Origin of the sequence: Nocardia sp. NPDC057272, assembly GCF_042668615.1 — a bacterium.
Lineage (GTDB): Bacteria > Actinomycetota > Actinomycetes > Mycobacteriales > Mycobacteriaceae > Nocardia.
Genome location: NZ_JBHUYK010000001.1, coordinates 484,606 through 509,067, shown reverse-complemented (window position 1 = coordinate 509,067; position 24,462 = coordinate 484,606). Strand labels below are relative to the sequence as shown.

18 protein-coding genes are annotated in these 24,462 nt (G+C 69.0%); 10 read left to right on the top strand and 8 right to left on the bottom strand.

What is annotated here, in order from left to right; translation table 11 throughout:
* Nucleotides 1-804 (bottom strand): hypothetical protein, encoded by an 804-nt coding sequence (locus ACFULV_RS02270; RefSeq protein ID WP_378652182.1) that lies wholly within the window; start codon nucleotides 802-804, stop codon nucleotides 1-3.
* A gap of 199 nt (nucleotides 805-1,003) precedes the next feature.
* Here ACFULV_RS02270 and ACFULV_RS02265 point away from each other — a divergent pair, with 199 nt between their 5' ends.
* Nucleotides 1,004-2,176: an acyl-CoA dehydrogenase family protein gene (locus ACFULV_RS02265; protein ID WP_378652179.1), complete on the top strand. Its 1,173-nt coding sequence runs from the start codon at nucleotides 1,004-1,006 to the stop codon at nucleotides 2,174-2,176.
* Nucleotides 2,177-2,185: 9 nt separating this feature from the next.
* Nucleotides 2,186-3,313, top strand: coding sequence for an acyl-CoA dehydrogenase family protein (locus tag ACFULV_RS02260; protein WP_378652176.1), 1,128 nt, complete (start codon nucleotides 2,186-2,188; stop codon nucleotides 3,311-3,313).
* Between the two features lie 51 nt (nucleotides 3,314-3,364).
* On the opposite strand, the gene ACFULV_RS02255 is transcribed toward ACFULV_RS02260, so the two are convergent.
* Complete coding sequence (locus ACFULV_RS02255) at nucleotides 3,365-3,994, bottom strand: hypothetical protein (RefSeq protein ID WP_378652174.1); 630 nt, start codon at nucleotides 3,992-3,994, stop codon at nucleotides 3,365-3,367.
* Between the two features lie 175 nt (nucleotides 3,995-4,169).
* Here ACFULV_RS02255 and ACFULV_RS02250 point away from each other — a divergent pair, with 175 nt between their 5' ends.
* Together ACFULV_RS02250 and ACFULV_RS02245 are read left to right on the top strand one after the other, a co-directional pair.
* Nucleotides 4,170-4,529 (top strand): hypothetical protein, encoded by a 360-nt coding sequence (locus ACFULV_RS02250; RefSeq protein ID WP_378638408.1) that lies wholly within the window; start codon nucleotides 4,170-4,172, stop codon nucleotides 4,527-4,529.
* 53 nt (nucleotides 4,530-4,582) lie between these two features.
* On the top strand, nucleotides 4,583-5,410 hold the full coding sequence (locus ACFULV_RS02245; RefSeq protein WP_378652171.1) for a GNAT family N-acetyltransferase: 828 nt from the start codon (nucleotides 4,583-4,585) through the stop codon (nucleotides 5,408-5,410).
* On the opposite strand, the gene ACFULV_RS02240 is transcribed toward ACFULV_RS02245, so the two are convergent.
* The 3 genes from ACFULV_RS02240 to ACFULV_RS02230 all read right to left on the bottom strand — a co-directional run bounded on the left by ACFULV_RS02240 (nucleotide 5,407) and on the right by ACFULV_RS02230 (nucleotide 10,435).
* On the bottom strand, nucleotides 5,407-7,365 hold the full coding sequence (locus ACFULV_RS02240; RefSeq protein WP_378652168.1) for a protein kinase: 1,959 nt from the start codon (nucleotides 7,363-7,365) through the stop codon (nucleotides 5,407-5,409). The two genes, ACFULV_RS02245 and ACFULV_RS02240, sit on opposite strands and share 4 nt — an antisense overlap.
* Nucleotides 7,341-9,131: a serine/threonine protein kinase gene (locus ACFULV_RS02235; RefSeq protein ID WP_378652166.1), complete on the bottom strand. Its 1,791-nt coding sequence runs from the start codon at nucleotides 9,129-9,131 to the stop codon at nucleotides 7,341-7,343. The genes ACFULV_RS02240 and ACFULV_RS02235 overlap by 25 nt, the downstream gene beginning before the upstream one ends.
* Nucleotides 9,132-9,268: 137 nt before the next feature.
* Nucleotides 9,269-10,435, bottom strand: a complete 1,167-nt coding sequence (locus tag ACFULV_RS02230; protein ID WP_378638417.1) for a protein kinase — start codon at nucleotides 10,433-10,435, stop codon at nucleotides 9,269-9,271.
* A gap of 120 nt (nucleotides 10,436-10,555) precedes the next feature.
* Between ACFULV_RS02230 and ACFULV_RS02225 the strand changes: the two genes are divergently transcribed.
* The 6 genes from ACFULV_RS02225 (at nucleotide 10,556) to ACFULV_RS02200 (ending at nucleotide 18,094) form a co-directional block, all read left to right on the top strand.
* The gene (locus ACFULV_RS02225) at nucleotides 10,556-11,326 is read left to right on the top strand and encodes a deoxyribonuclease IV (protein WP_378638420.1); all 771 of its coding nucleotides are present in this window, start codon (nucleotides 10,556-10,558) and stop codon (nucleotides 11,324-11,326) included.
* Between the two features lie 102 nt (nucleotides 11,327-11,428).
* Nucleotides 11,429-12,358 (top strand): TauD/TfdA dioxygenase family protein, encoded by a 930-nt coding sequence (locus tag ACFULV_RS02220; RefSeq protein WP_378638422.1) that lies wholly within the window; start codon nucleotides 11,429-11,431, stop codon nucleotides 12,356-12,358.
* A gap of 67 nt (nucleotides 12,359-12,425) precedes the next feature.
* Nucleotides 12,426-13,637 (top strand): CaiB/BaiF CoA transferase family protein, encoded by a 1,212-nt coding sequence (locus ACFULV_RS02215; protein WP_378632480.1) that lies wholly within the window; start codon nucleotides 12,426-12,428, stop codon nucleotides 13,635-13,637.
* Nucleotides 13,638-13,800: 163 nt separating this feature from the next.
* Nucleotides 13,801-14,715, top strand: a complete 915-nt coding sequence (locus ACFULV_RS02210; protein WP_378632482.1) for a hydroxymethylglutaryl-CoA lyase — start codon at nucleotides 13,801-13,803, stop codon at nucleotides 14,713-14,715.
* Between the two features lie 74 nt (nucleotides 14,716-14,789).
* Nucleotides 14,790-15,566, top strand: coding sequence for an ABC transporter ATP-binding protein (locus ACFULV_RS02205; RefSeq protein WP_378632484.1), 777 nt, complete (start codon nucleotides 14,790-14,792; stop codon nucleotides 15,564-15,566).
* Nucleotides 15,563-18,094: an ABC transporter permease gene (locus tag ACFULV_RS02200; protein ID WP_378632485.1), complete on the top strand. Its 2,532-nt coding sequence runs from the start codon at nucleotides 15,563-15,565 to the stop codon at nucleotides 18,092-18,094. Before ACFULV_RS02205 ends, ACFULV_RS02200 begins: the two co-directional genes overlap by 4 nt.
* A gap of 69 nt (nucleotides 18,095-18,163) precedes the next feature.
* Here ACFULV_RS02200 and ACFULV_RS02195 read toward each other — a convergent pair whose 3' ends face one another.
* The 3 genes from ACFULV_RS02195 to ACFULV_RS02185 form a co-directional block, all read right to left on the bottom strand.
* Nucleotides 18,164-20,503, bottom strand: a complete 2,340-nt coding sequence (locus ACFULV_RS02195) for an ADP-ribosylglycohydrolase family protein (RefSeq protein WP_378652163.1) — start codon at nucleotides 20,501-20,503, stop codon at nucleotides 18,164-18,166.
* A 93-nt stretch (nucleotides 20,504-20,596) separates the two neighbouring features.
* On the bottom strand, nucleotides 20,597-21,760 hold the full coding sequence (locus ACFULV_RS02190; protein ID WP_378632493.1) for a VWA domain-containing protein: 1,164 nt from the start codon (nucleotides 21,758-21,760) through the stop codon (nucleotides 20,597-20,599).
* A 181-nt stretch (nucleotides 21,761-21,941) separates the two neighbouring features.
* Nucleotides 21,942-24,458: a DUF5682 family protein gene (locus ACFULV_RS02185; protein WP_378652160.1), complete on the bottom strand. Its 2,517-nt coding sequence runs from the start codon at nucleotides 24,456-24,458 to the stop codon at nucleotides 21,942-21,944.
* Nucleotides 24,459-24,462: the final 4 nt, after the last annotated feature.

The following is a 24,462-nucleotide window of genomic DNA, read 5'->3' as shown; positions in this document are numbered from 1 at the left end:
TCAGCCGCCGACGTTGGTCGCCGCGGGCGGGGCCGGGGGAGCGGGCGCCGGGGCGGGCTGAGGCGTTTCGACCGGAGCGGGCGCCGGGGCCTTCGATGTCGGTGCGCTCGAGGAGGATTCACCCGAGCCCGGGCTCACGGCCTGCGGTTCGGGGGTCGGCGGCGCCGCGGGAGCTTCGGGGACCACCACCGGCAGATCGGGCACGACGAACGTGCCGACGGTCGGGGTCATCACGCAGCGGGCGCCCGCGTAGTCGATGGTTCCCCACATGGAGGCGACCACGGTGCCCGCACCGCTGTGCACCGTCTTCGACAGTGACGGCAGATCGAACTCGGTCTGGTCGTCGAGGCCGACGATGCCGCTCTGACCGTTGTTGACGTTGACCCACGCGACACTGAGACCGGAGGCCAGCGGAACGCCGGAGTGGCGCGGGCTCGCGCTGAAACGGATATCGCCCGGCGTCAGGCTCGTCGCGGTGCGCGGGCCCGGCCCTTCGAACGACGCCGCGGCGATGATCGTGGTGATCGGGCCGTTGCTGCCGCAGCCGAAGGTGGGGGCCGCGTAGGTGAAGGGGGTGAACTGCGTCGAGATGTCACGCAGGGCGTCGACGCCGACGATGCCGGTGAAGCTCGCGATCGCGCCGACACCGGCTTTCGCCGTGGTGTCGTCGCCGGCGAGGTGGGTGAGGTGGCCGATCGCGTCGTCGGTGGGCGACGCGATCGCGCTCGGGGCCAGCAGGGCCAGCGCGCCGATGCTCGCCGCGGTGACGACCGCTGCTCTACCTGCGATGGATCTGCCGTTCACCCGTGACTCCTCGATGGATGCTCGTCGCCGGATAGTCCGGTTCGTCTGGCAACGTACCAGGTCGTCGCGCGGGTCGCCGAGCCGCCGACCGTGCGGCGGGGGCAGCTGGGACACCCCCATCGCGTGTGATGTAGTCGACACCGAGGATTACCGAAGGGTAGGTTTCTCTTCGACGGCTACGAGTGACTGGGAGACCCGTATGAAGTTAGCCCTGTCCCCGGAAGAGATCGCTTTCCGCGACGAGCTCCGGCATTTCTACGCGACCGAGATCCCCGCCGACATCCGCGATCGTGTCAAGCACGGCCAGGATCTGTCCCGCGAGGACATCGTCACCGCGAACAAGATCCTCAACGACAACGGCCTGTGCGTGCCGAACTGGCCGGTGGCCTGGGGCGGCAAGGACTGGACGCCGATGCAGCGCCACATCTGGCTCGACGAGATGCAGCTGGCCTCGGTACCGGAGCCGCTCACGTTCAACGCCTCGATGGTCGGCCCGGTGATCGCCCAGTTCGGGTCCGAGGAACTCAAGCAGCGCTTCCTGCCGCCCACCGCCGCGCTCGACATCTGGTGGTGCCAGGGCTTTTCCGAACCCGACGCGGGCTCGGACCTCGCGTCGCTGCGCACCACCGCGGTGCGCGACGGCGACTCCTACATCGTGAACGGCCAGAAGATCTGGACCACGCTCGGCCAGTACGCCGACTGGATCTTCTGCCTCGTGCGCACCGACCCGAACGCGCCGAAGAAGCAGGCGGGCATCTCCTTCCTGCTCTTCGATGTGAAGTCGCCCGGTGTCACCATGCGCCCGATCAAACTGATCGACGGCAGCTATGAGGTCAACGAGGTGTTCTTCGAGAACGTCCGGGTGCCCGCCGATCAGCTCGTCGGCGAGGAGAACCAGGGTTGGACCTATGCCAAGTATCTGCTCGGCAACGAACGCACCTCCATCACCGGCGTCGGCAAGACCAAGGTCAAGCTCGGCCTCGCGAAGGACTACGCCCGCGCGACCAGGACCGGGCGTGGCACGCTGCTCGACGACCCGGTGTTCGCGGCGCGGCTGGCCGAGCTGGAGAACGAACTGCTCGCCCTGGAACTGACCCAGCTGCGAGTGGTCTCCAATTCTGTCGAGGGCAAGCCGAATCCGGCGTCGTCGGTGCTGAAACTCAAGGGCACGGATTTGCAGCAGGCCGCCACCGAACTGCTGCTGGAGGTCGCGGGCGCCGACGCGCTGCCGGTCGACGCCGACGACATCGCCTCGCCCGCGTGGGCCCAGCACACCGGCCCCGGCTACCTGAACTACCGCAAGGTGACCATCTACGGAGGCTCGAGCGAGGTCCAGCGCTCGATCATTTCCTCCACGATCCTCGGATTGTGAGGCGCTGACATGGAACTCGCACTGACCGAAGAACAGACGATGCTGCGTGACACCGTGCGCGAACTGCTGCACCGGTTCTACGACGGCGAGGCCCTCACCAAGAGCGGCGACACCGACCCCGGCTGGAATCGCACGGTCTGGAAGCAGCTCGCCGACCTCGGGGTGCTCGGGCTGACCATTCCCGAGGAGGACGGTGGCGTCGGCGCGGGCCCGGTCGAGGCGATGCTGGTGCAGGAGGAGCTCGGTCGCGCGCTGGCCCCGGAGCCGGTGCTCGATTCGGTGGTGATCCCGGCCGAACTGCTGCGGCTGGTAGGCAGTGCCGAGCAGCGTCAGCGGCTCCTGCCCGCGCTGGCCGAGGGAACCACCCTGCTCGCCTTCGCGCATACCGAACCCGGCCTGCGGTGGCCGTCGACGGAGCTCACCACCACCGCGGTGGCGCAGGGCGGCAAATACGCGCTGACCGGTGTGAAGAATCCGGTGCTGCGCGGTGATGTGGCCGACGAGGTGATCGTCAGCGCGCTGCTGCCCGGCGGCGGGACCGGGCTGTTCCTGGTCGACCCGAATCAGGATGGCGTGCAACGACGGTCGTACCGCACTTTCGACGGTCGTCGCGCCGCCCAGTTCGACTTCGACAACGCGGCGGGCGAACTGCTCGGTGACGCCGTCGACGCCGCCGAACAGATCGCCCTGACCCAGGGCTACGCGCAGGCGGCGCTGTGCGCGGAGTCGGTCGGGGCGATGGAGGTGGCGCTCACGCTCACCACCGAATACCTCAAGACCCGCAAGCAGTTCGGGGTCACGCTGTCGAAGTTCCAGGTGCTCACCCAGCGCGCGGCGGACTGCTACGTCTCGCTGGAACTGGCCCGCAGCATGAGCCTGTACGCGACGGCGGCGCTGGCCGACGGCGGCAACGACCCGGTGGTCGCGTCACGGGCGCGGTTGCAGGTGGGCAAGTCGGCCGAGCACATCGGCCAGGAGGCGATCCAGATGCACGGTGGCATCGGCGTCACCGCGGAGTACCCGGTGAGCCACTATGTCGCCCGGTTGACCGCGATCGGGCAGACGCTCGGTGGGGCGCTGGAACATCGGCGGGAGCTGGCCGATCGGATCGGCGAGTACGACCTGGTCGAGCTGTAGCTTCTTCGACGGTGGTGCGTGCCCGGAGTTCGGGTGCGCACCATTGTCGTGTCAGCCCTCGGCGGTAGTGGGGGCCGGGGTTTCGGTGGTCGTGGCTGCCTCGGTGGTCGTCACCGTGGTCGGTGTGGCGCCGGTGTCGGCCGGGGCGACCGTGGTCGGAGCCGCGCGGTCGAAGGCGTGGGTGGGCGGATAGTCCTCGGACGCTTCGTCATCGCCCACGCGGGGCGGGGTGACGGTGCGGGTCGGGTTCTGCCGGGTGGGGATCTGCGGCCGGGTGGTCGTCGGCTCGTCTTCGGTGGTCTCCGGCGGGCGCGTCGTCGTCTCGGCGGGCCGGGATTCGGTCGTCGCCTCGGCCGGGCGGGATTCGGGCGCCGGTTCGCCCTCGGGCGGTGGCGTCTCCGACGGCGAGGTCTCGGTGGAACTGAGGCTGAACGGTTTCCGCGGCGACATGTACGGTGCGATCCGCCAACTGGGCGACGGCGGGATCGGGATGTGCACCGTGGTCGAGGTGGGCTCGTCCGCCGACCGCGCGGGGGCGGCGGCCAGATCCGCGCTCAACGGCGGTGCCGGCACGTAGACATCCTGCTGCCCGACACCGCACGCACCGATGATGATCAGTCCGAGCGACACCGCGCCAACAGCGACTGCCGGACCCACGAACTTGGCCCTGCTGTTATCCATCGCCTGTTACTCCTCGTCGGCTTCGAGATCGCCTCACAGTAGTGCAGGTCGGGCAAAAGAGCGCATTTTAAACGCTAGTGGTCCAGATATCGGATTGATCAATTCAGCGTGTCGTGGGGACGTGTCGCGCGCGTTCGACGTCGCCGAGTCGTAGCGTGTGTGAGCAAAGTTACGCATGAGACGTCCGGCAACGTTACCCCTGACGCGCGAGGTCGCGCGGCGCAAGTATCTGATCGGCGTCATCGAGGAGAATCTCATGGGAGCACTCTCGACACCCCGGCTGGAAACCGCGGCGGCGAACACTGATTCGGCCACCGTCGGGCATCTTTCGTCGACACCGCCCGGCAACCGCACCCTCGCGGTGGTCGCGCGGATCATGGGCTGGTTGTTCTTCGTCGGCGGTCTCGTCGGCGCCGGCCTCGGGATCGCGGGCCTGCACGTGGAGATCACCGTCGCCGGGCTGATCCTGGCCTGTACGGCAGGTCTCATCCTATTGAAGCTGCGTACCGATCGGGACGTACACGAAACAACCTGAGACACCTCATAATTCGAATGCGGTCGCGGGTGTGACGGCTTACCGTCGACACGGTGCGCATCGACATCACCGCTGACGCGGCCCGGTTCCTGGACGGCGTACAACCGTTCCTGCACGGCGATCCACTGCGCCACACGGTCATCGCGACTGCTCTGGTGAACCGGATCAACGGCAGGTCCGGCGGGATGGTCACGCAATTCGTGAGCGTCCGCGACGACGCGGGTACGGTCGTCGGCCTCGCGCAGTGCACAAACGGCGCGGCCTACCTCGGTGCGCTACCCGCACAGAGTATTTCGGCCGTCGCCGATGCCTTTCGGGCACACGACATCGCCCTGCGCAGTGTCGAGGGAGACGATGCCGACGCCGTCGCGTTCGCGGCGCACTGGTCGAAGACCGTCGGCGGTACATACCGCGAGAAGTTCTCGGTCCGGCTGTTCCGCCTCGGCACCCTCCAGATGCCGGATGCCCCTGGCGCACCACGGCAGGCAGGCCTCGACGACGTGGCCGTGTGCATCGCGATGACCGAGGAATTCGGCGTGGAAGCCGATGTGCCACATCGACTCGACGAGACGGCGGTGCGCAGGCGCATCGAGGCCGGATCCTCGTGGTTGTGGGAGCACGACGGTCAGCCCGTCACCCTGGTCGCCCGGCACGAGGCGGTCCTCGGCTGGGCCAGGATCGGCCCGGTCTACACCCCACCGCGGTTCCGGGGCAACGGGTTCGCGAGCGCGCTCACCGCCACGGTCGCGGGCCGGATTCGCGCGGAGGGCGCCGATGCCTGCCTGTTCACCGACCTGGCCAATCCCACCTCGAACAAGATCTACCAGCGGATCGGCTTCGAGCCGGTGCGCGACTTCGTGCACTACGCGTTGGCCGACTAGACCAACGGGGCGGTGTGCCACCAATCCAGCACCTGGGCCTCGTCGGCGATGAAACCGCGGCTGTACATGAGCATGGCGCCCCGGGCCTGATCGCCGTCGAAGCGGGTGACCATGCGCGGTGACTTCGGCTGGCTGCCGTCCAAGACGAAGTTCGTGTAGGTGCGGCCGGTGTGCGACATGGGGCGGGCGTCGTTGGCGGGCAGGCCCGCGATCGCCTGCGCGGCAAGATCCGCGGAGGGGTAGAGGAAGAACTCGTAGCTGGCTTTGTTGCCGCCGCCGAAGCAATGCCACATCACCGACCAGTCGCCCATGTCGGCGTCGTCGGAATCGCGGCTGGCGGTCGCGCGATCGTAGGCGAAGCAGCCCGCGTTCCCCAGACCGGAACCGGCATGGACCAGGTTGCTCGCCGAGGTGGAGGGCAGCATGCGGGGGAACTCGTCGCTGAGCTTCGCCGCGTTGGCGCCGATGACCCGTCGGTCGCTCGTCGGCGGGGTGGTCGACGTCAGCCGCTGGGGAGCGGAGGTCGTCGCGTCGACGGACGGTGTAGCGACCGCGGAGGTTTCGGAACCCTGCCGGCCCGACGCACCGGCGTTGCCGTCATCGCCGAAGGTGGTCACCAGAATCCAGCCGAGGAAGATCACGATGGCGATCATCGCCAGCCAGCCGATCGGCGATCCTTCCCAGCGGGATTTCCGCTTCTTGCCGAGATACTCCTCGGCGACCGAAGGGCGCCCGCCCGTCGCCCTGGAATTCCCGGCGTCGCGGCGACGTTGCGCGCCTGCGTTCGGCGCACTCGCGTGGTGCGCGGATTCGTTGGGCCACGACGGGCCCGGCTGCGCGGCCCAGGAGGAACCGCCCACCGCCGGCCACTGCTGACCGAGGCCGGGGGCGGCGTTCGCACCCCACGGTGAACCGGCGGGTCGGCCGCTCACGGCCCACGGCTGATCGGGACCGGTCGAGCCCGGCCACGGCGCCTGTCCGCCAGGCGAATTCGGATCGTCACGGCCGGCGATCGGATAACCGGCGCCGGGGGTATACGGCGAGTTCGGCGGGTAGGTCCTGGTGGCCGCCGAGCCGTGGAGTTGCTGCGGGGGAGCGTGCCCGGCGAGGGCTCGCAGCGCGGCGGCGGCGAACTCGGCGCAGGTGGCGAAGCGCTCTTCGGGGCGCTTGGCCATGCCCCGGGCGATGACCGCGTCGAGTGCGGGGGTGATGCCCGATCGGAGCGTGCTCGCGCGGGGCGGGGGTTGCTGGAGGTGGCCCTGGATCACCGCGACGGGATTGGTGGCGTCGAAGGGGGTGGTTCCGGTGAGGAGCCGGAAAAGCGTGCAGGCCAGGGAATACTGGTCGGCACGGCCGTCGAGGGTGATGCCGGACAGCTGCTCCGGAGACGCGAAAGCCAGGGTGGCGGTGAAGGTTCCGGTCTGGGTCAGCTTGGCGGCGTTGTCGTCGTGCAGGCGGGCGATGCCGAAGTCGGTGAGGTAGACACGTTCGGTGCCGTCGACCGGTTCGATCAGGATATTGGCGGGTTTCACGTCGCGGTGCAGCACGCCGCGGCTGTGCGCGAAGTCCAGTGCGGCGGCGGTTTCGGCGACGATGCGGACCGCGCGCGCCGGGTCGACGGGTGAGGGCAGCGACGACGCGTCGGCGCCGTCGATGTAGCGCATGGAGATCCACAGCTGGTCGTTCTCGACGCCGCGGTCGTACACGGTGACGATATTCGGGTGCTCGAGTTGCGCCACGAGATCGGCCTCGCGTTCGAACCTGGCCTTGATCTCGTTGTCGAAGAACAACTCCCGGTTCAGCAGCTTCATCGCGGTACGCCGCGGCAGCCGCGGATGGTGTGCCAGATACACCGAGCCCATGCCGCCGCGGCCCAGCAGTCGTTCGATGGTGTATCCGGCGAAAACGCCGCCCTCGTCATACATCGCGGTCAGTTCAGCGGGGCCGAGCGCCACCAGCGCAGCACCTCGTCGGCCGTGCCGTAGCCGTCGGTGTACATCAGGAACTGGGCGCGGCCGGGATCGCCGGTGAACTGCGTGATGATCTTGTTCCCATTGTCGGTGTACTTGTAGTTGGTGTACTGCTTGCCGCCGTTGCTGTCGGTGGACTTGGTGTTGGCCGGCAGGCCGTCGAGCACCGACTTGGCGTCGGCGGCCGAGTTGAAGGCATAGATCCGGTAGAACGGATCGTCGCTGTCGCCGCCGCCGAAGCAGCTCCACAGGTGCACCCAGGCACCGAAATCGGGCTCGCCTTCGGCGGGCGAGGGTGGATCGCTGTTGTCGGTCTCCCAGCAGGTGGCGCCGTTGTATCCGGTGGAGTCGTCGACCGTGGCGGGCACGATCCGGCCGAACTCCGCGCTGATGGCGTCGGCGCTCGGAGTGATGTAGGTGCTCGCCGACGTGGTGGTCGTGCGGTCGCCGCCGCCCGCGTCGTCGCCGCTGGCCGCGATACCGATGCCGATCAGCAGCACGATCACCAGGATCACCGCGACGACGATGCCGATGATCAGCCCGGTGTTGGACTTCGACGGCGGACGCTGCCCCTGCGGATACTGCGCGAAACCACTGGCCTGTGGCCGCGGCGCCGACTGGTACTGCGGCCGCGACTGCTGGGTGTAGGGCTGCGAAGCGCCGGTGGGCGACTGGTTCATCGGACGCTGGGCGCCCATCGGGCCACCCGTCATCGGGCCCTGCGCGGTGCCCATCGGGCCGCCGGTCATGGGGGCCTGCGCGGTGCCCATCGGGCCGCCGGTCATCGGGCCTTGCGTGGCAACGGGATACGGCAGACCGGTCTGCGGAATCGCGCCGCCCGTCGTGGGCCGCCCGGCGATCGGCAGCGAACCGCCGGTGCCCGGTCGTGGTCCGACGATCGGTAACGCGGGTGCGCTCGGGCTGTTCAACGCCTCGATCGCGGCCTCGGCGAAGTCCGAACAGGAGTCGAACCGGTCATCGGGCCGCTTGGCCATCGCCTTGGCGAGCACGCCGTCGAGTGCGTAGGAGAGGCCGGGCCGGACGCTGCTCAGCGTGGGCGGCGGCTGCTGGAGATGGCCCTGGATCACCGCGGCCGGGTTGGTCGCCGCGAACGGTCCCGAACCGGTGAACAGCCAGAACAGTGCGCAGGCAAGGGAGTACTGGTCGGACCGGTGGTCCAGCGCGGCGCCGGTGAGCTGTTCGGGGGAGGCGTAGGCCAGCGTCGCGGTGAAGGTGCCCGTCTGGGTGAGGTGGCCGGTGTCGTCGCGCAATCGGGCGATGCCGAAGTCGGTGAGGTAGACGCGTTCGCCACGGCCCGCGCCCGAGCGGGCGAGCAGGATATTGGCCGGCTTCACGTCGCGGTGCAGCACGCCCATACCGTGCGCGTAGTCCAGCGCGTCGGCGGTTTCCTTCACGATCTGCAGCGCGCGGGCGGGCGGCAGCGTCTGCGGATCCACCGATGCCGCGTCGACGCCGTCGATGAACTGCATGGAGATCCACAGCTGTTCGTCGTCGTGCCCGCGGTCGTAGACGGTGACGATGTTCGGATGATCGAGGCGCGAAACGAGATCGGCCTCCCGCTCGAACCGTGCCCGCACCTCGGCGTCGAAGAACATCTCGCGATTGAGCAACTTCAGCGCCGTCATCCGCGGTAGGCGGGGGTGCTTGGCCAGATAGACCGAACCCATGCCACCGCGGCCGAGCTGCCGTTCGATGACGTAGCCGGCGAAAACATCTCCGTTGGCCAGCATGTCTGCTCCACTTCCCGCCGCGCGCCGGGACCCACCAGCGCACGCGCGTACAGCATAAAAGCCGCGGCCGACGTTGCCCGCCACGGGAAAATCAACGAAACCTTATCAGCCGGCGACGACGCCGACGGTTGCCACGATCACGGCGGACGCCGCTGCTGAGGCGGCACGATATAGCCGGGATGGTTACGGCCACCAGGGAAATCGATGGTGCCCGGGCGTGCGCTTCCGCGTCGCGGCGGGATGGCCGGACCGCCCGTCGACGGCCGCGGCGCGTGGGGATGCGGCTGCGCGGGAGTGGTCGGCTGCACGTGCGGGTGCGGCTGCGCGGGGGTGGTCGGCGGGGGCGCGTGGCGATAGGGCTGCGCCGGGGTGTGCGGCCGGGGATATCCCGGCGCCTGCGGGTAGGACTCGCGGGCGCGCAGAACCACACCCGCCGCGGTGTACTGCTGTTGCTGATGCCACGGCCCCGGCACCGCGAACAGCGCCGCTTTGGCCGCCTGCGCGAACTCGGCGCAGCTGGCGAAACGGGACTCGACGCGCTTGGCGGTGGCTCTGGCCAGCACCGCGTCCAGGGTCGCGGGCAGGTCGGGGCGCAGACTGCGCAGCGGGGGAAGGGGCTTGCTCAGGTGCGCCTGGATCACCGCGCCCGGGCTGGGTCCGGGGAACGGCACCGAGCCCGTGAGCATCCAGAACAGCGTGCAGGCCAGCGAGTACTGATCGGCGCGATGATCCAGGGGCGCGCCCGCCAGATGCTCGGGCGCGGCATAGGCCAAGGTGGCGGTGATCGTGCCCGCCGAGGACAGCGTGGTTTCGCTGTCGCGCACCGCGGCGATGCCGAAGTCGGTGAGCACCACGCGTTCCGGGCGCCCGATCGGTGGCTTGGCGAGCAGGATGTTCGCCGGTTTCACGTCGCGGTGCAGCACGCCGCCCGCGTGCGCGAAGTCCAGCGCGGTGGCGGTCTCGGCGACGATCTGCACGGCCCGGCCGGGTGTCAGCACGTTCACGTCGGCGGTCGCGACATCGGTGCCCGCCACGAACTGCATGGAGATCCACAGCTGGTCGTCGTCGGTGCCGCGGTCGTAGACGTTGACGATATTGGGGTGCTCGAGCTGGGCGACCAGATCGGCTTCGCGCTCGAAGCGGCGGCGGATCTCCTCGTCGGCGGACAGCTCACGGCTGAGCAGTTTCAGCGCGGTGAGCCGGGGCAGCCGGGGGTGCCTGGCCAGGTAGACCACGCCCATTCCACCCTGGCCCAGCACGCGCCGGATCGTGTATCCGGCGAACACGTCGCCTTTGCGCAACACGCGAAGTCACCCCCTCCAGGGCAGAGCACCCGTTTGAAATTCTACCGATGTATCTCCCGAACCCACCGCCGCGCAACATCGCGAGCGAAGTTGTCGGTGCCTGATATTAGGGTGGCAGCTATGCGCATTGGAGCACATGTTCGCGACGAGAGCGATCCGATCGGCTTCGGCGAGAAGCTCGGTGCCGAGGTCGTGCAGATGTTCGTGGTCGATCCGCAGAGCTGGGACAAACCCCAGCCGCATCCCAGGGCCGCCGAGATTCTGGCCAGTCCGATCGATGTGGTCGTGCACTCGTCCTATCAGATCAATGTGGCGAGTCTGAACAACCGGTTGCGGATGCCCTCGCGCAACGCGGTGGCCCAGCAGGCGAAGGCCGCGGCCGACCTCGGTGCGTTCGGCCTGGTGGTGCACGGGGGACACGTGCGCTCCGACGCCGAGCTCGATACCGGAATCGACAACTGGCGCAAGCTGTTCGAGCGTCAGCAGGACAAGGGCGGGTTCGCCGTGCCGATCCTGATCGAGAACACCGCGGGCGGCAATCACGCGATGGCCCGGCATTTCGATTCGATCGCGCGATTGTGGGACGCGGTCGGCGACTACGGCGCGGGCTTCTGCCTCGACACGTGTCACGCGTGGGCGGGTGGTGAGGAACTGGTCGGGGTGGTCGAGCGGATCAAGGCCATCACCGGGCGCATCGATCTCGTGCACCTGAACTCCTCGCGCGACGAATTCGATTCCGGCGCCGACCGGCACGCCAATTTCGCCGACGGCACCATCGACCCGCAACTGCTGGCCGAGGTCTGCCGCACGGCCGGTGCGCCGGTCATCCTGGAAACCCCGGTCGACGGGGTCGCCGAGGACCTGGCCTACCTGCGGGAGCACATCGGCTGACGGCGTTGGGATCACTCCGACGCAAACCCTGTCTGTCGAACGGGATTCACGGTGTGCTTGATGCATACCAACCGATCGAGAACGACAGTGAAGGTGATCCCCATGACGGTCGACCACGCCCTCCCAGCCACCCTGACGGTGACCAAGCTCGGCGCCCACATCGGCGCGCAGATCGATGGTGTCCGGCTCGGCGGTGATCTGGACGCGGCGACCGTGGCGAAGATCCGGCGCGCGCTCAACGAGCACAAGGTGATCTTCTTCCGTGGTCAGAACCACCTCACCGAGGACGGCCAGTACGAGTTCGCGGAGCTGCTCGGGAGCCCGACCACCCCGCATCCCACGGTGAAGTCGGCCGGGGTGAAGAGCCTGGCCATCGACTCCGAGCGCAGCCGCGCCAACTCCTGGCACACCGATGTGACGTTCGTCGACCGCGTGCCGAAGGCGTCGATCCTGCGCGCCGAGCACCTGCCCACCTACGGCGGCTCGACCACATGGGCGTCCACGGTCGCGGCCTACAACTCGCTGCCCGCCCCGCTCAAGGCGCTGGCCGAGAACCTGCGCGCGGTGCACACCAATCTCTACGACTACGCCGGAGCGGTCGACAAGGTGCGTCCGTCCCAGGTCGAGTACTCGGCGGAATTCCAGTCCGATGTGTACGAGACCGAACACCCCGTGGTGCGGGTGCATCCCGAGACCGGCGAGCGTGCGCTGCTGCTCGGCCATTTCGTGAAGCAGTTCGTCGGGATTCCGTCGCGCGAGTCCGACCAGCTGTTCCGTTTGCTCCAGGATCGGGTCATCCGCCTGGAGAACACCACCCGCTGGAACTGGTCCGACGGCGACGTCGCGATCTGGGACAACCGTGCCACTCAGCACTACGCCATCGACGACTACAACGACCAGCCGCGTCGCCTCACCCGCATCACCCTCGCCGGTGACATCCCGGTCGGCGTCGACGGACAGACCAGCACCGTCCTCAAGGGCAACGCCGAGGACTACTCGATCATCGAGGAAGTGGAGCTCCTCGCCAGCTGAACTATCGGATCGCCGCCGGGCCGTACGTGCCCGGCGTCGCCGGGGGTCGCACTGCGATACTGCCTGCATGAGTATTCGGCCGTTGGACGGAGTGCGCGTCCTGGAACTCGGTAATTATGTTGCCGCTCCCACTGCCGGACGTATTCTCGGCGATTTCGGCGCCGAGGTGATCAAGGTGGAGCGCCCCGGCACGGGCGACGAATTGCGCAACTGGCGGTTGTACGGTGGCGATACCTCGATGCTGTACCGCACCGTCAACCGCAACAAGAAGTCGATCGTGCTGGATCTGCGGACCGAGGCGGGGCGCGCGATCGTGCTCGATCTGGTGAAGCAGTGCGATGTGCTGCTGGAGAACTTCCGGCCCGGAATGCTCGAGAAGTGGGGCCTGGGGCCCGAGGCGCTCGAGGAGGCGAACCCGAAGCTGGTGATCACGCGGATCTCGGCCTACGGCCAGACCGGGCCGATGGCCGCGCGGCCGGGCTTCGCCGCGGTCGCGGAGGCGGTCGGTGGGCTGCGTGAGCTGGTGGGGGATCCCGATCGGCCGCCGGTGCGCACCGGGGTGTCGATCGGTGATTCGATCGCGGGCATCTACGCGGCGTTCGGGACCGTGATGGCACTGTTCCAGCGCGAACGGGTCACGGGTCCGGTGCCGCAGGTGGAGCGGATCATCGATGTCGCGCTCAACGAGTCGATCCTGTCGGTGATGGAATCGTTGATCCCCGACCATCTCGCCTACGGCATCAACCGGGAGCGGGTCGGCGGCCGGATGGAAGGCATCGCGCCGTCGAACGCCTACCCGACCAGCGATGGTTACTCCATCATCATCGGTGGCAACGGCGACGCCATCTTCCAGCGGTACATGCAGGTCATCGGCCGCCCCGACCTCGCCGTCGATCCGGAACTCGCCGACAACAACGGCCGCTGGCGCAACCGCGAACGCCTCGACGCCTCGATCGCGGAATGGTCGAGCAAACACACGCGCGCGGAGGCGCTGAAACTGCTCGATGACGCGGCCATCCCGTGCGGCCCCATCTACACCGCCGCCGACATCGTGGCCGACGAGCAGTACCGCGCACGCAATATGATCCAGATGTTCCCCGTCGACGTGGGCGAGGCCGAACCCAAGCAGGTGGGTTTCGGTGGCATCGTCCCGGTGATCGGGGACGCATCGCTGCCGATCCGCAATGTCGGCCCCGATCTCGGCGAGCACACCAGAGAGGTGCTCGGCGGGCTGCTCGGGATGAGTGAAGATCAGATCGACGCGCTGGAGGCACTGTGACGAGGCGAGTACACGGCAGGCGCCGCCCGCCCGTGCGCAACAAGTGGGAGCCGCGCGGCCCGGGTCATGTGCGTCCGACGGTCCACCCGACCCCGGCCAGCGTGGGCGACAAACCGTGCGGTGGCGTGATGTGTGTGCCCGCGCGGGAACCGGAGCAGCGACGGTGACCGCACCGCTGCTGCGTGATGTGACGCTGCGCGACGGTTTGCAGCTCACCGGCAAGGTGCTGCCGGTCGAGCAGAAGATCGACGTGGTGCGCAGACTGCTCGCGGCGGGAGTGCCCGCGCTGGAGATCGGTTCGATGGCGCGGCCGGATCTGGTCGCGCCGATGGCCAACTCGCTCGAGTTGATCGCGGCGCTCACCCCGGACGAACTGGCGAAATGCTGGGTGTGGGTGGCCACCCCGCGCCATGTCGAGAAGGCCGCCGCGGCGGGCGCTCGCAATTTCCAGTACTGCTTCTCGGTGTCCGACGCGCACAACAGGGCCAATATCGGCCGCGATACCGAGACCTCGGTGGCGGCGATGCCCGCGGCGATCCGCCTCGCCCACGAGGCGGGCGGCGAGATCCAGCTGTGCCTGGCCACCACGTTCACCTGCCCGTTCGACGGTCCCGTCGATCCCGGCCGGGTGCTCGCCATCGCGAACGATCCGCGCACCGACGGTGCCGCCGACATCGTCCTCGCCGACACCCTCGGCCAGGCCCACCCGGGTCAGGTGAGCGCCTTGGTCACCGCCGTCCGCGACACCACCCCGCCGCGCCGCATCGTCTTCCACGGTCACGACACCTGGGGCATGGGCGTGGCCAACACGCTCGCGGCCGTCGCCGCGGGCGCGACCATGGTCGACGGCGCGCTGGGCGGTCTCGGCGGCTGCCCCTTCGCTCCCGGTGCCAGTGGCAACACCGCGTCCGAGGACATCCTCTTCGCGACCAGGCCGGACTGGTTCACGCCGGCCTCGCTGGCCGACCTCGTCGGGCTCACCGAAGAACTCCTCGCCGAGCTCGGCGAGCCCAACCGTTCCCGCGCCCTGGAAGGCGCGCGTTCAGAGGCCGACGCCTTCGAGTGGGTCGTTCGCTGAGAGGTCGGTAAGACCTGCGGTATCGGGGGGATCCCGGATGGCGCGGTTCACGGTGGGCAGCCAGACTGGACAGCATGACTTCGCACGCCTTGGGCACCGAGGCCGCCGATGCGGCGGCCGCTACCGATATCGCGGCCGCCGCGCTCGACCTGGTCAAGCTGTACGGATCGGGAGATACACAGGTCAAGGCCCTGGACGGGGTGTCGGCTGACTTCGCGAAGGGCGAATTCACCGCGATCATGGGCCCATCGGGTTCGGGCAAGTCGACGTTGATGCACTGCTTGGCCGGGCTCGACAGCGCCAGCACGGGTCAGGTCCGCATCGGCGACACCGCGCTCACCGGCCTGTCCGACAAACAGATGACGGCGCTGCGGCGCGACCGGATCGGCTTCGTCTTCCAGGCGTTCAACCTGGTCCCGACGCTCACCGCGCTGGAGAACATCACCCTCCCGCTCGATATCGCGGGTCGCAAGGCCGACCAGGAATGGCTCGACACCGTGGTCAAGCGCCTCGGTCTCGGCGACCGCCTCGAGCACCGGCCGTCCGAGCTGTCCGGCGGTCAGCAGCAGCGGGTGGCGTGTGCGCGTGCGCTGGTGGGCAAGCCGGAGATCATCTTCGGTGACGAGCCGACCGGCAACCTGGACTCACATTCCTCGGGTGAGGTGCTCTCGATCCTGCGCGCCTCGGTCGACGAGTTCGGCCAGACCGTGGTGATCGTCACCCACGACCCGCGCGCGGCCGCCTACGCCGACCGCGTCGTGTTCCTCGCCGACGGTCGCATCGTCGACGAGCTGCGTGACCCGACCCAGGATTCGATCCTCGACCGGATGAAGGCGCTGGAAACCCGATGAGCAATCCCATGCGCAAGGTCGCCTTGCGTAACCTCGCCGCGCACAAGGTGCGTTTGGCATTGACTCTGCTGTCGGTGGTGCTCGGTACCGCCTTCATCTCCGGATCGTTCGTCTTCACCGACACCCTGCAGCGCACCTTCGACGGGATTTTCGAAGGCCAGGCCCAGGGCGTCGACGTGCGTGTGGGCCCCGCGGACCGCCAATCACTCGGCGTGCCGACGAATATCGTCGACGCGCTGGCCAAGACTCCCGGCGTAGCCAGGGTCGCGCCCGCCGTGAACGGCCCGGTCGTGCTGCTCGAGCCCGACGGCAAGAAGGCCGTGCAGACCGGTGGCGCACCGAGTTTCGGCCTGTCCTACCTTCCGCCCGACAAGTCCGTCGAGGAGCCGGAGAAGTTCCTGTCGGGCGCCGCGCCCACCCAGCCGAACGAGATCGCGCTCAACGCCGGTGGCGCCGAGAAGGCCGGGCTGAAGGTCGGCGACAAGACCAAGGTGCTGATTCCGTCCAAGGGTGACCCGTTCGAGGTGACGCTGTCGGGTATCTACGAGATGCCGGGCGCCGAGGGCGGCGGTGTGGTCGCGGTGATGTTCACCGAGCCGCAGGGCCGCAAGCTGTTCACCGACGGGTCGCACGTGGCTTACGCCGATATCGCAGCGGCGCCCGGTGTTTCGGCCGATGACCTGCGCGATCAGCTCGCCGCCGGCCTGCCCAACTACAAGGTGCAGAACTCCGACGAGGTCCGCGAGGACATGAAGAAGGAGATCTCCGAGGCGCTCACCTTCATCAACTACTTCCTGCTCGCCTTCGGCGCGATCGCGCTGATCGTCGGCACGTTCATCATCTACAACACCTTCTCGATGATCGTGGCCCAGCGTCTGCGCGAACTCGCGCTGCTGCGCGCGATCGGAGCGAGTCGTCAGCAGGTCGGGCGGTCGGTCGTCTCCGAGGCGATCGTGATCGGGCTGATCGGTAGCGCGCTCGGGCTGGCAGCGGGGATCGGGCTGGCGTACGGGTTGTCGGCGTTGCTCAACGCGTTCGATCTCGGACTGCCCACGGGGTCGTTGACCGTGTTGCCGCGTACCGCGATCGTCGCGCTGCTCGTCGGCCTGATCGTCACCGTGGCCAGCGCCTACGCTCCTGCTCGGCGGGCCGCGAAGGTGCCGCCGGTGGAGGCGATGCGGTCCGAATTCGCCAGCGCGGGTGATTCTTTGCGGCTGCGCACGATCATCGGCGCGGTGATGGCCGTCGCCGGTGGCGTGCTCGTGTACGTGGGTGCGCAGGGCACCGGCAAGGGCTCGGCGGTGACCGTCGGCGTCGGCGCGCTCGGGCTGATTCTGGCGGTGCTGCTGGCGGCGCCCGCGTTGTCGCGGCCGATGGTGCTCGTGCTCGGGGTGCTCACCAGGCCGTTCGGCGCGATCGGGCAGATGGCGCGCAACAACGCAACGCGTAACCCGCGGCGTACCGCCGCCACCGCGTTCGCGCTCACGCTCGGCCTTATGCTGGTCTCGGCGATCGGTATTCTCGGTGCTTCGGCGAAGACGAGTGTCGGTGTGCTCATCGACAAGGGCGTGAAGGCCGAGTACGTGCTCGCCGGTCCGCAGATGATCGGCGCGCCGATCGGTGCGGTCGACGCGGTGCGCACCGAGGTTCCCGGCGTCAGTGATGTCACCGGGATCCGGGTCGTCGCGTTCAAGGTCGGCGACGAGCAGATCGGCGCCACCTCACCGGACGGTCCGATCGACCCGGTGATGGACATCGACGTGATCAGCGGCACCACCACGATCCCGGCCGGTGGCGCGCTCATCGACGAGACCGAGGCGACCGAGCGTGGGTGGAAGCTCGGCGACAAGGTCACCATCACCAGTCTCGACAAGAAGCAGATCGAGCTCACGATCGGCGGCATCTACGCCGACTCGCCGCTGCTCGGGCCCATGGTGGTCGATCCCGGCATCTACGAGCAGCTGATGCCACAGAGTCTGCGCACCAATGTCTTCGTGCTGGTCAAGGCCGCGCCGGGGGCCGATCTCACCGCGATGCGGACGAATCTGGAGAAGGCCACCGAACCGTTCGTGGTGGTACAGGTCCAGGATCACGAACAGTTCAAGGGCGCGCAGGGTCAGCAGATCAACACCTTGCTCGCCATCCTCTACGGGCTGCTCGCCCTGGCGGTGGTGATCGCGGTGCTCGGCATCATCAACACCCTGGCACTGTCGGTGGTGGAGCGCAGGCGCGAGATCGGCATGCTGCGCGCGGTCGGCACCCAGCGTGCGCAGGTGCGTCGCACGATCTACCTGGAGTCCATGCTGATCGCCATCTTCGGCGCGATCGTCGGTCTGGTGCTCGGCATCGCGCTCGGGGTCGGATTCCTGCGCACCCTGCGCGATATGGGCATCGACCAGATCACCATTCCGTGGTCGCAGCTGGTGATCGTGCTGATCGCGTCCGGCGTGGTGGGTGTGCTGGCCGCGGTGTGGCCGGGTGTGCGGGCCGCGCGGACACCGCCGTTGGCGGCTATCGCCGATCTGTAGGCGGAACCGGCACGTCGGCCCCCGGTGGACTTCTACGCCGGGGGCCGGCCTGTGTCGGGGGGACGGCGATCACGCGGGGTAGCGGTTGTACCAGTCCTCGGTCGGTTGGCCGGAGTTGCCGACCGGCGGGGTGAGGCCGAATTCGGTGGCGTAGTCGGCGGCGAGACGTTCGAGGACGTGGCGCGCGTCGACTGTCTCGAACCAGCGGCGGGGTAGTGCGTTGTAGCCGTAGCGGGCGCCGAGGAGACTGCCCGCGATCGAGCCGGTGGCATCGCTGTCGCCGGAGTGGTTGACCGACAGCAGCAGTCCGGTGCGAACGATGTCGTGGGGTGCGCCGCCGAGCCCTTCGGCCGCGAGGGTGGCGAAGACGGCGATCGACAGCGCTTCGGGACCGATCCAGCCCTGGCCGAGGGTCTCGACGTCTTCCGGTGTGGGATAGCGCCGTTCGCGTTCGATCCGGGCGGCCAGCCGGTGGGCGGCATTGAGGGCGGCCGAGGTCTCCTCGTGTTCGGGGTAGCTCGCCAGCTCGACCCGCGCGTGGGACAGCGCGGTGGCGAGGTCGGCGCCGCGCGCGAGCTGATAGATCAGCGCCGACAGCGTGCCCGCGGCGAGCCAGCCGCTGGGGTGGCCGTGGGTGAGTGCGGCGGCGTCACAACCCAATTCGAAGATGGCATCGGTCGCGTCGCCGGAACGATCTGCGGCGTAACCGAATCCGCACGGGGCCGCGCGCATCACGGCTCCACTGCCCTTGGAGTGGTTGATGGGCTGGTCGCGGGTGCCGAGCGGGTCGGTCGGCGCGCGCCGCGCCGCCACCTGGCGTAGCGCGGTGTAGACCGAATTGGCCACGCCGCGTTGCTCGATGAGCTCGGGGTAGCCGGTGAGTGAGCTGTGCAGCGCGAACGGTTGGTCGGGTATCTCCGAGACCTGTCCGCGCAACCACACGAGCAAGCCCTGCTGGAGCAGGCCCATCGTCGCCCCGCCGATGCCTTTGGCCCTGGCCCGCACCGAGCCTCTGATCAGCGCTTCGACCGTGAACGCGGTCAGCTGGGTTTCCTCGGAGATGCGCAGCGGGTCGATGTCGGTGACCCCGGCCGAGCCGTATTCGGCTCGGATCTGTTGCAGTGAACGCGTTTCCACCGGAGCGCCGAGCGCATCGCCGATCGCGCCGCCGAGCAGGCAACCGTGCACACGCTGCGCCCACATCGCCGCACCCACTGCTGTGCGCGCGGCATTCCCCGGCTCCCCGTTGCGAACCGCCGAACGCCACTGGTCCCGCGAGACGGTGCCCGTCCGGGCGGGCGCCGCTGGGTCACCCGGCGCACCGGGCGACGGGGTTTCCGGCTCGGCTGCGGTGTGGCGAACAGCTGTCGGGTCGTGGCGCCGGGCAGCGCTGCGCCGACTCGACCCGTCGTGGGGCGCGGCCTCGGCGACGGAGTTCGGTGGGAACGCGGGCGATGACGTCGCGGTCGGGCGCGACTCGGCCGCCGATACGGTGCCCGCGGGGTAGACGGAGGCGCGTGGGGGGCTCTCGATGCGGATCGGGGCGTGGGTGGCGGCGGATCGGGCGGGGTGGCGCAGTGCCTCGGTGAGCGCGGTGGCGAACGCGGTGCAGGTGGGGAATCGGTGGGTGGGGTCTTTGGCCATGGCCTTCGACAGGACGGTGTCGACCGCGGTGGGGAGGGTGGCGCGGCGGGTGCTGGCCGCGGGAGGTGGGGCGTTGAGGTGGCCGAGCATGACGGTGGCCGGGTTGGGGGCGTCGAAGGGGCCGGTACCGGTGAGAAGCCGGAAAACCGTGCAGGCCAAGGAGTATTGATCACCACGGCCGTCGAGGGGAGCGCTGCTGAGTTGTTCGGGCGAGGCGTAGGCGATGGTGGCGGTGAACTGGCCGGTGCGGGTGAGGCCGCCGGTGTCGTCGAGGAGTTTCGCGATGCCGAAGTCGGTCAACACGACTCGTTCGTCGAAGCCGGCGCCGACACCCGCGGTGTGCGACAACAGGATGTTGGCGGGCTTCACGTCGCGGTGCAGAACGCCCTGGCGGTGGGCGTAGTCGAGCGCACTCGCGGTCTGGGTGACGATCTGGGCGATCCGCTCGCTCCCGAACTGCTGCACCGGCACCGCCGAGGCGTCGACACCGTCCACGAACTGCATGGCTATCCAGAGACGTTCCTCGTCGACGCCGCGGTCGTAGACGGTGATGATGTTCGGGTGGTCGAGCTGGGCCACCAGGTCGGCTTCGCGTTCGAATCTGGCGCGGATCTCGAAGTCGGCGAACAGGTCACGGTGCATCAACTTCAACGCGGTCAGCCGCGGCAGCCTGCGGTCTCTGGCCGCGTACACCGCGCCCATCCCGCCACGTCCCAGCTCACGCTCGATGACGAAACCGGCGAACACCGCCCCGCGCCGCAACATCGCCTCACCCCGTCCAACGAACCCGATCGTTCGCAGCCTAGTTGGCGCGGGCTCGCAACGCTGCCGAGTCCCGCCACGTTCCCCGGGGCGCGATCACACGGCCGGGGCGTTGGTATCGGCCCAGCGCGTGATGTCGCCGCGGTCCAGCGCGATGGCGAGCAGGTCCGGGAACTTGTCGGGGGTGCAGGCGAAGGCGGGGATGCCGAGCGCTGCCAGTGCCGCGGCATTGTCGTGGTCGTAGGCGGGCGCGCCCTCGTCGGAGAGCGCGAGCAGCACCACCACCTGGACGCCCGCTTCTTTCATCGCATGGCAGCGCCGCAGCATCTCGTCGCGGACGCCACCTTCGTAGAGGTCGGAGATGAGCACGAAGAGGCTGTCGGTGGGCCGGGTGATCAGCGTCTGCGAGTAGGCGATGGCGCGATTGATGTCGGTGCCACCGCCGAGCTGGGTGCCGAACAGGACGTCGACCGGGTCGCTGAGCTGGTCGGTGAGGTCGACGATCTCGGTGTCGAACACGACCAGTGAGGTCTTCAGCGACCGCATGGACGCGAGGACGGCGCCGAACACCGAGGCGTAGACGACGCTGGCCGCCATCGAGCCGGATTGGTCGATGGCCAGCACCACATCGCGCTGGATCGACTGCGACTTGCGGCCGTAGCCGACGAGCCGCTCGGGCACGATGGTGCGGTGTTCGGGCAGGTAGTTGGCGAGATTCTTGCGGATGGTCCGGTTGAAATCGATATCGCGCAGTTTCGGGCGATGGGTGCGGGCGGCACGGTTGATGGCGCCCGAGACCGCGGCCACGGTCTTGGCGGCGATACGCTGCTCGATCTCGCGCACCACCTTCTCGACCACCATGCGCGCGGTGGCCTTGGTGGTTTCGGGCATCACCCGGTTGAGGCCGAGCAGTGTGCCGACCAGGTGCACATCGGGCTCGACCGATTCCAGCAGCTCGGGCTCCAGCAGCAGTTGCGTGAGGTTGAGCCGGTCCACGGCGTCGCGCTGCATCACCTCGACCACGGTCGCGGGAAAGTAGGTGCGGATATCGCCGAGCCAGCGCGCGACTCGGGGCGCTGAACCGCCCAGCCCACCGGACCTTTTCGTCGACCCGGCGGCTTCACCGGTGTTGTAGAGGGCCGACAGTGCCTGGTCCATCGCCTGATCGGCACCTGAGCTCAACCCGCCGAGTTGTTCTTCGGCGGCGCCACCGAGTACGAGACGCCAACGGCGCGCATGGGTTTCGTCGGGTTCGGTCATCGGTGCTCCTGGTGGTCGAGCGGGAGAGCGGGACGCGGTGTCGAGCGGGTGTCGGGCGCGGCCACCGTGACGATCGCGCCGCACGCGATTCGCGGTGCGCGATCCTCGCGCGGCGACCGGTGGATCCGATGTCGGGCACGGCCCGGCCGCTGCTTCGGTGTCAGATGTCTGCGGAGGTGGGTCACCCAGCGGCCCCGAGGATCGCGGTCGCTGCGCGCAGCGCCAGCTGCCCGCGGATCGGATCGACCGCGGTGCGGCCGTCGGAGGTGGTCGGTGCCGATCCGGTGTCTCGCAGGGCCTGGCTGATGGCTCGGCGTTCGCCGGATTCGAAGGACCCGAAGGTGCGGCGCAGCAGGGGAAGGGTGGCGACGAACTGGTCTTCGTTGAGGTCGCGGAGCCATTCGTCGATGCGGCGCAACAGCTCTCGGTCGTGGACCAGGAGCAGTCCGCGGCCGCCGAGGAAGCCGTCGATCCAGGCGGCCTTGGCGGCGGGGGTGTTGCCGACGGACAGTGCGGCGGCCAGTCGGCGGGCGGAGTCGGCGTCGTCGATGCGTTCGGCGTCGCAGAGCAGGCGCACCGCCCGGCCCGCGATCGCGCCGTGCACGTCGTCACGATCGGCGATGCGCTGCAGCGTGGCCAGCCATTCGGTGCTCGAGTGCTCGTCGTCGCGGGTGCTGATCGCGGTGTGTGCGGCGTCGATCTGGGTGCGCAGGGCCTGCGCGGCATCGGTGTCGAGGCCGGTGACGGCACCCGGCAGGCCCGCGCAGATCCGCACCAGCAGGCCGTCGGCGACGTGGGCGAGGGCCTTGGTGTCGGTGCCTCGGACATCGCCGTAGCGCAGGGTGCGGGTCAGGCCGGGCAAAGCGCCGAGCAGGTGGGTGACGTCGTGATCGAGCGCGGCCGCCGCTTCCAGCCTGCTGATCAAACCCTCTGTGGCGCCACCCAAGTTGGCGAGCAGGGCCATTTCGAGTGCGTCGGCGAGCGCGGTGACGGTGACGTCGTCGCGGCTCGCGGTGTCGAGGATCTTGGTCTCCGCGGCGGTGCGCAGGGTCGTGCCCCAGACCGCGGCTTCGACGATGCGGACCTCGAATTCGGGTTCCCAGCGCAGGGTCCACGTCTCGCGGAAGGTGCCGGTGCTGCGGACTTCGCCGGTGGTCGGGGTGCCCCAGCCGATCCCGAGCAGGCGCAGGCGGTGCAGCAGGTGTGAACGCTCGACGTCGCGTTCCTTGCGCAGGTCGAGGTCGACATTTCGGGCGAGCGCTTCCTGCTTGAGCCGCAGGGTTTTACAGCGCGCCCGCAGATCGGCGGCCAAGGGAACCGTCGGAGTGTCCTCCGGGACACCGCCGAGCGTCTCGCCGACGACGAGTTCGTCGACCACCAGTCGCAGCATGGTCTCGTCGCCACCGCACATCACCGACCGCACAGCCTCGGTGACCTCGGACAATCCCGGCAGCGGCCTGCCGCGCAACGCGGCGAGGGTGTCCGCCAGCCGCACCGCCTCGATGATGTGCGCACTCGACACCGGCAGATCGTGCGAGCGCAACACCCCGGCGACCTTGGTCAGCCAGCGCGCCACCGGCCGCTCGGTCTCGGTGAACAGGTGGTGATACCAGCCGGGCGAGGTGACCCCTGCCCCGTAGCCGGACCCGGCCGCCAACCGCGAATGCGTCCACGGCACCCAGGTCAACGCGGCCTTCGTCTTCGGCAAACCCTTGAGCAGTCGCATATCCGGTGCGGCGGGACCGAGCGGTTCGACCAACGCGGGCGCGTGCCAGGCACCACACACCACCGCCAACCGCTTCGCACCGCCCTTGAGGACCTGCCGCATCACCTGCCGCATATGCGCCTCGCGGACCAGAGTGTGCTGGTCGACGATCAGTGGCGCCGTCGCGGGGTCATGTCGATCCGCGGCTCCCGGGGACTCGAATCCGTTCGCTCCCGAAGGCTCCTCCAGTAGCTCAGGAGCGTCGAGTGGTGAAGTTGTCACCGGGTCGGGGACTTCGGTGTCGGTCGGCGCCGACGCGCTGAGCGGCGGTGCAGCGTCCGCAGGGGGTGGCGTGATCCCAGTCGCGGCGTGCGGGGCATCCTCGCGCAGGGTGGTCATCGCCTCGGTGATGGCGTCGAAAGCCGCACTGTCGGGGACGGATTCGACGACCGCGTCCCACCAGCGTTCGGCATCGTCGTAGCCCGCGGCCGAGGCCAGGGCGGCCAGCGGGTCGGAGCCGCCGCCACGGGCGTCGTCGTCGGCGGCGAGGACGTTCGTGGCGGGGAGGTCGCAGAAGCGGACCGGGACGGCGTGGTCGACGCCGTAGCGCATCGCCTGCCACTCGGGGGAGAACACGGCGAACGGCCAGAATGCCGCGTGAGCAGGCGAGTCCGGGACGTAGGCGAGCAACGCGACCGGTGGGGCCATCGTGTCGGCGGCGACGAACCCGACGAGCGGATCAGCGTCGGCGGGCCCTTCGATGAGAATGGCGTCGGGCCGGAACTCCTCGAGCGCATGGCGCAGCGAGCGTGCCGATCCGGGCCCGTGGTGACGGATGCCGAACACCCGCGTCACCGCCGCCGCGTCGACCAGCGGATCGCTCGCCGCGCCTGCGTCCGAGCCGGAGCTCTCGCGGATATCGGCATCGCTCGCCGGATCGCCCGGTGTGGTGCCGCCGGTGGCCGGGTGGGTCGCCTTGTTGCGTTGACTCATCGAA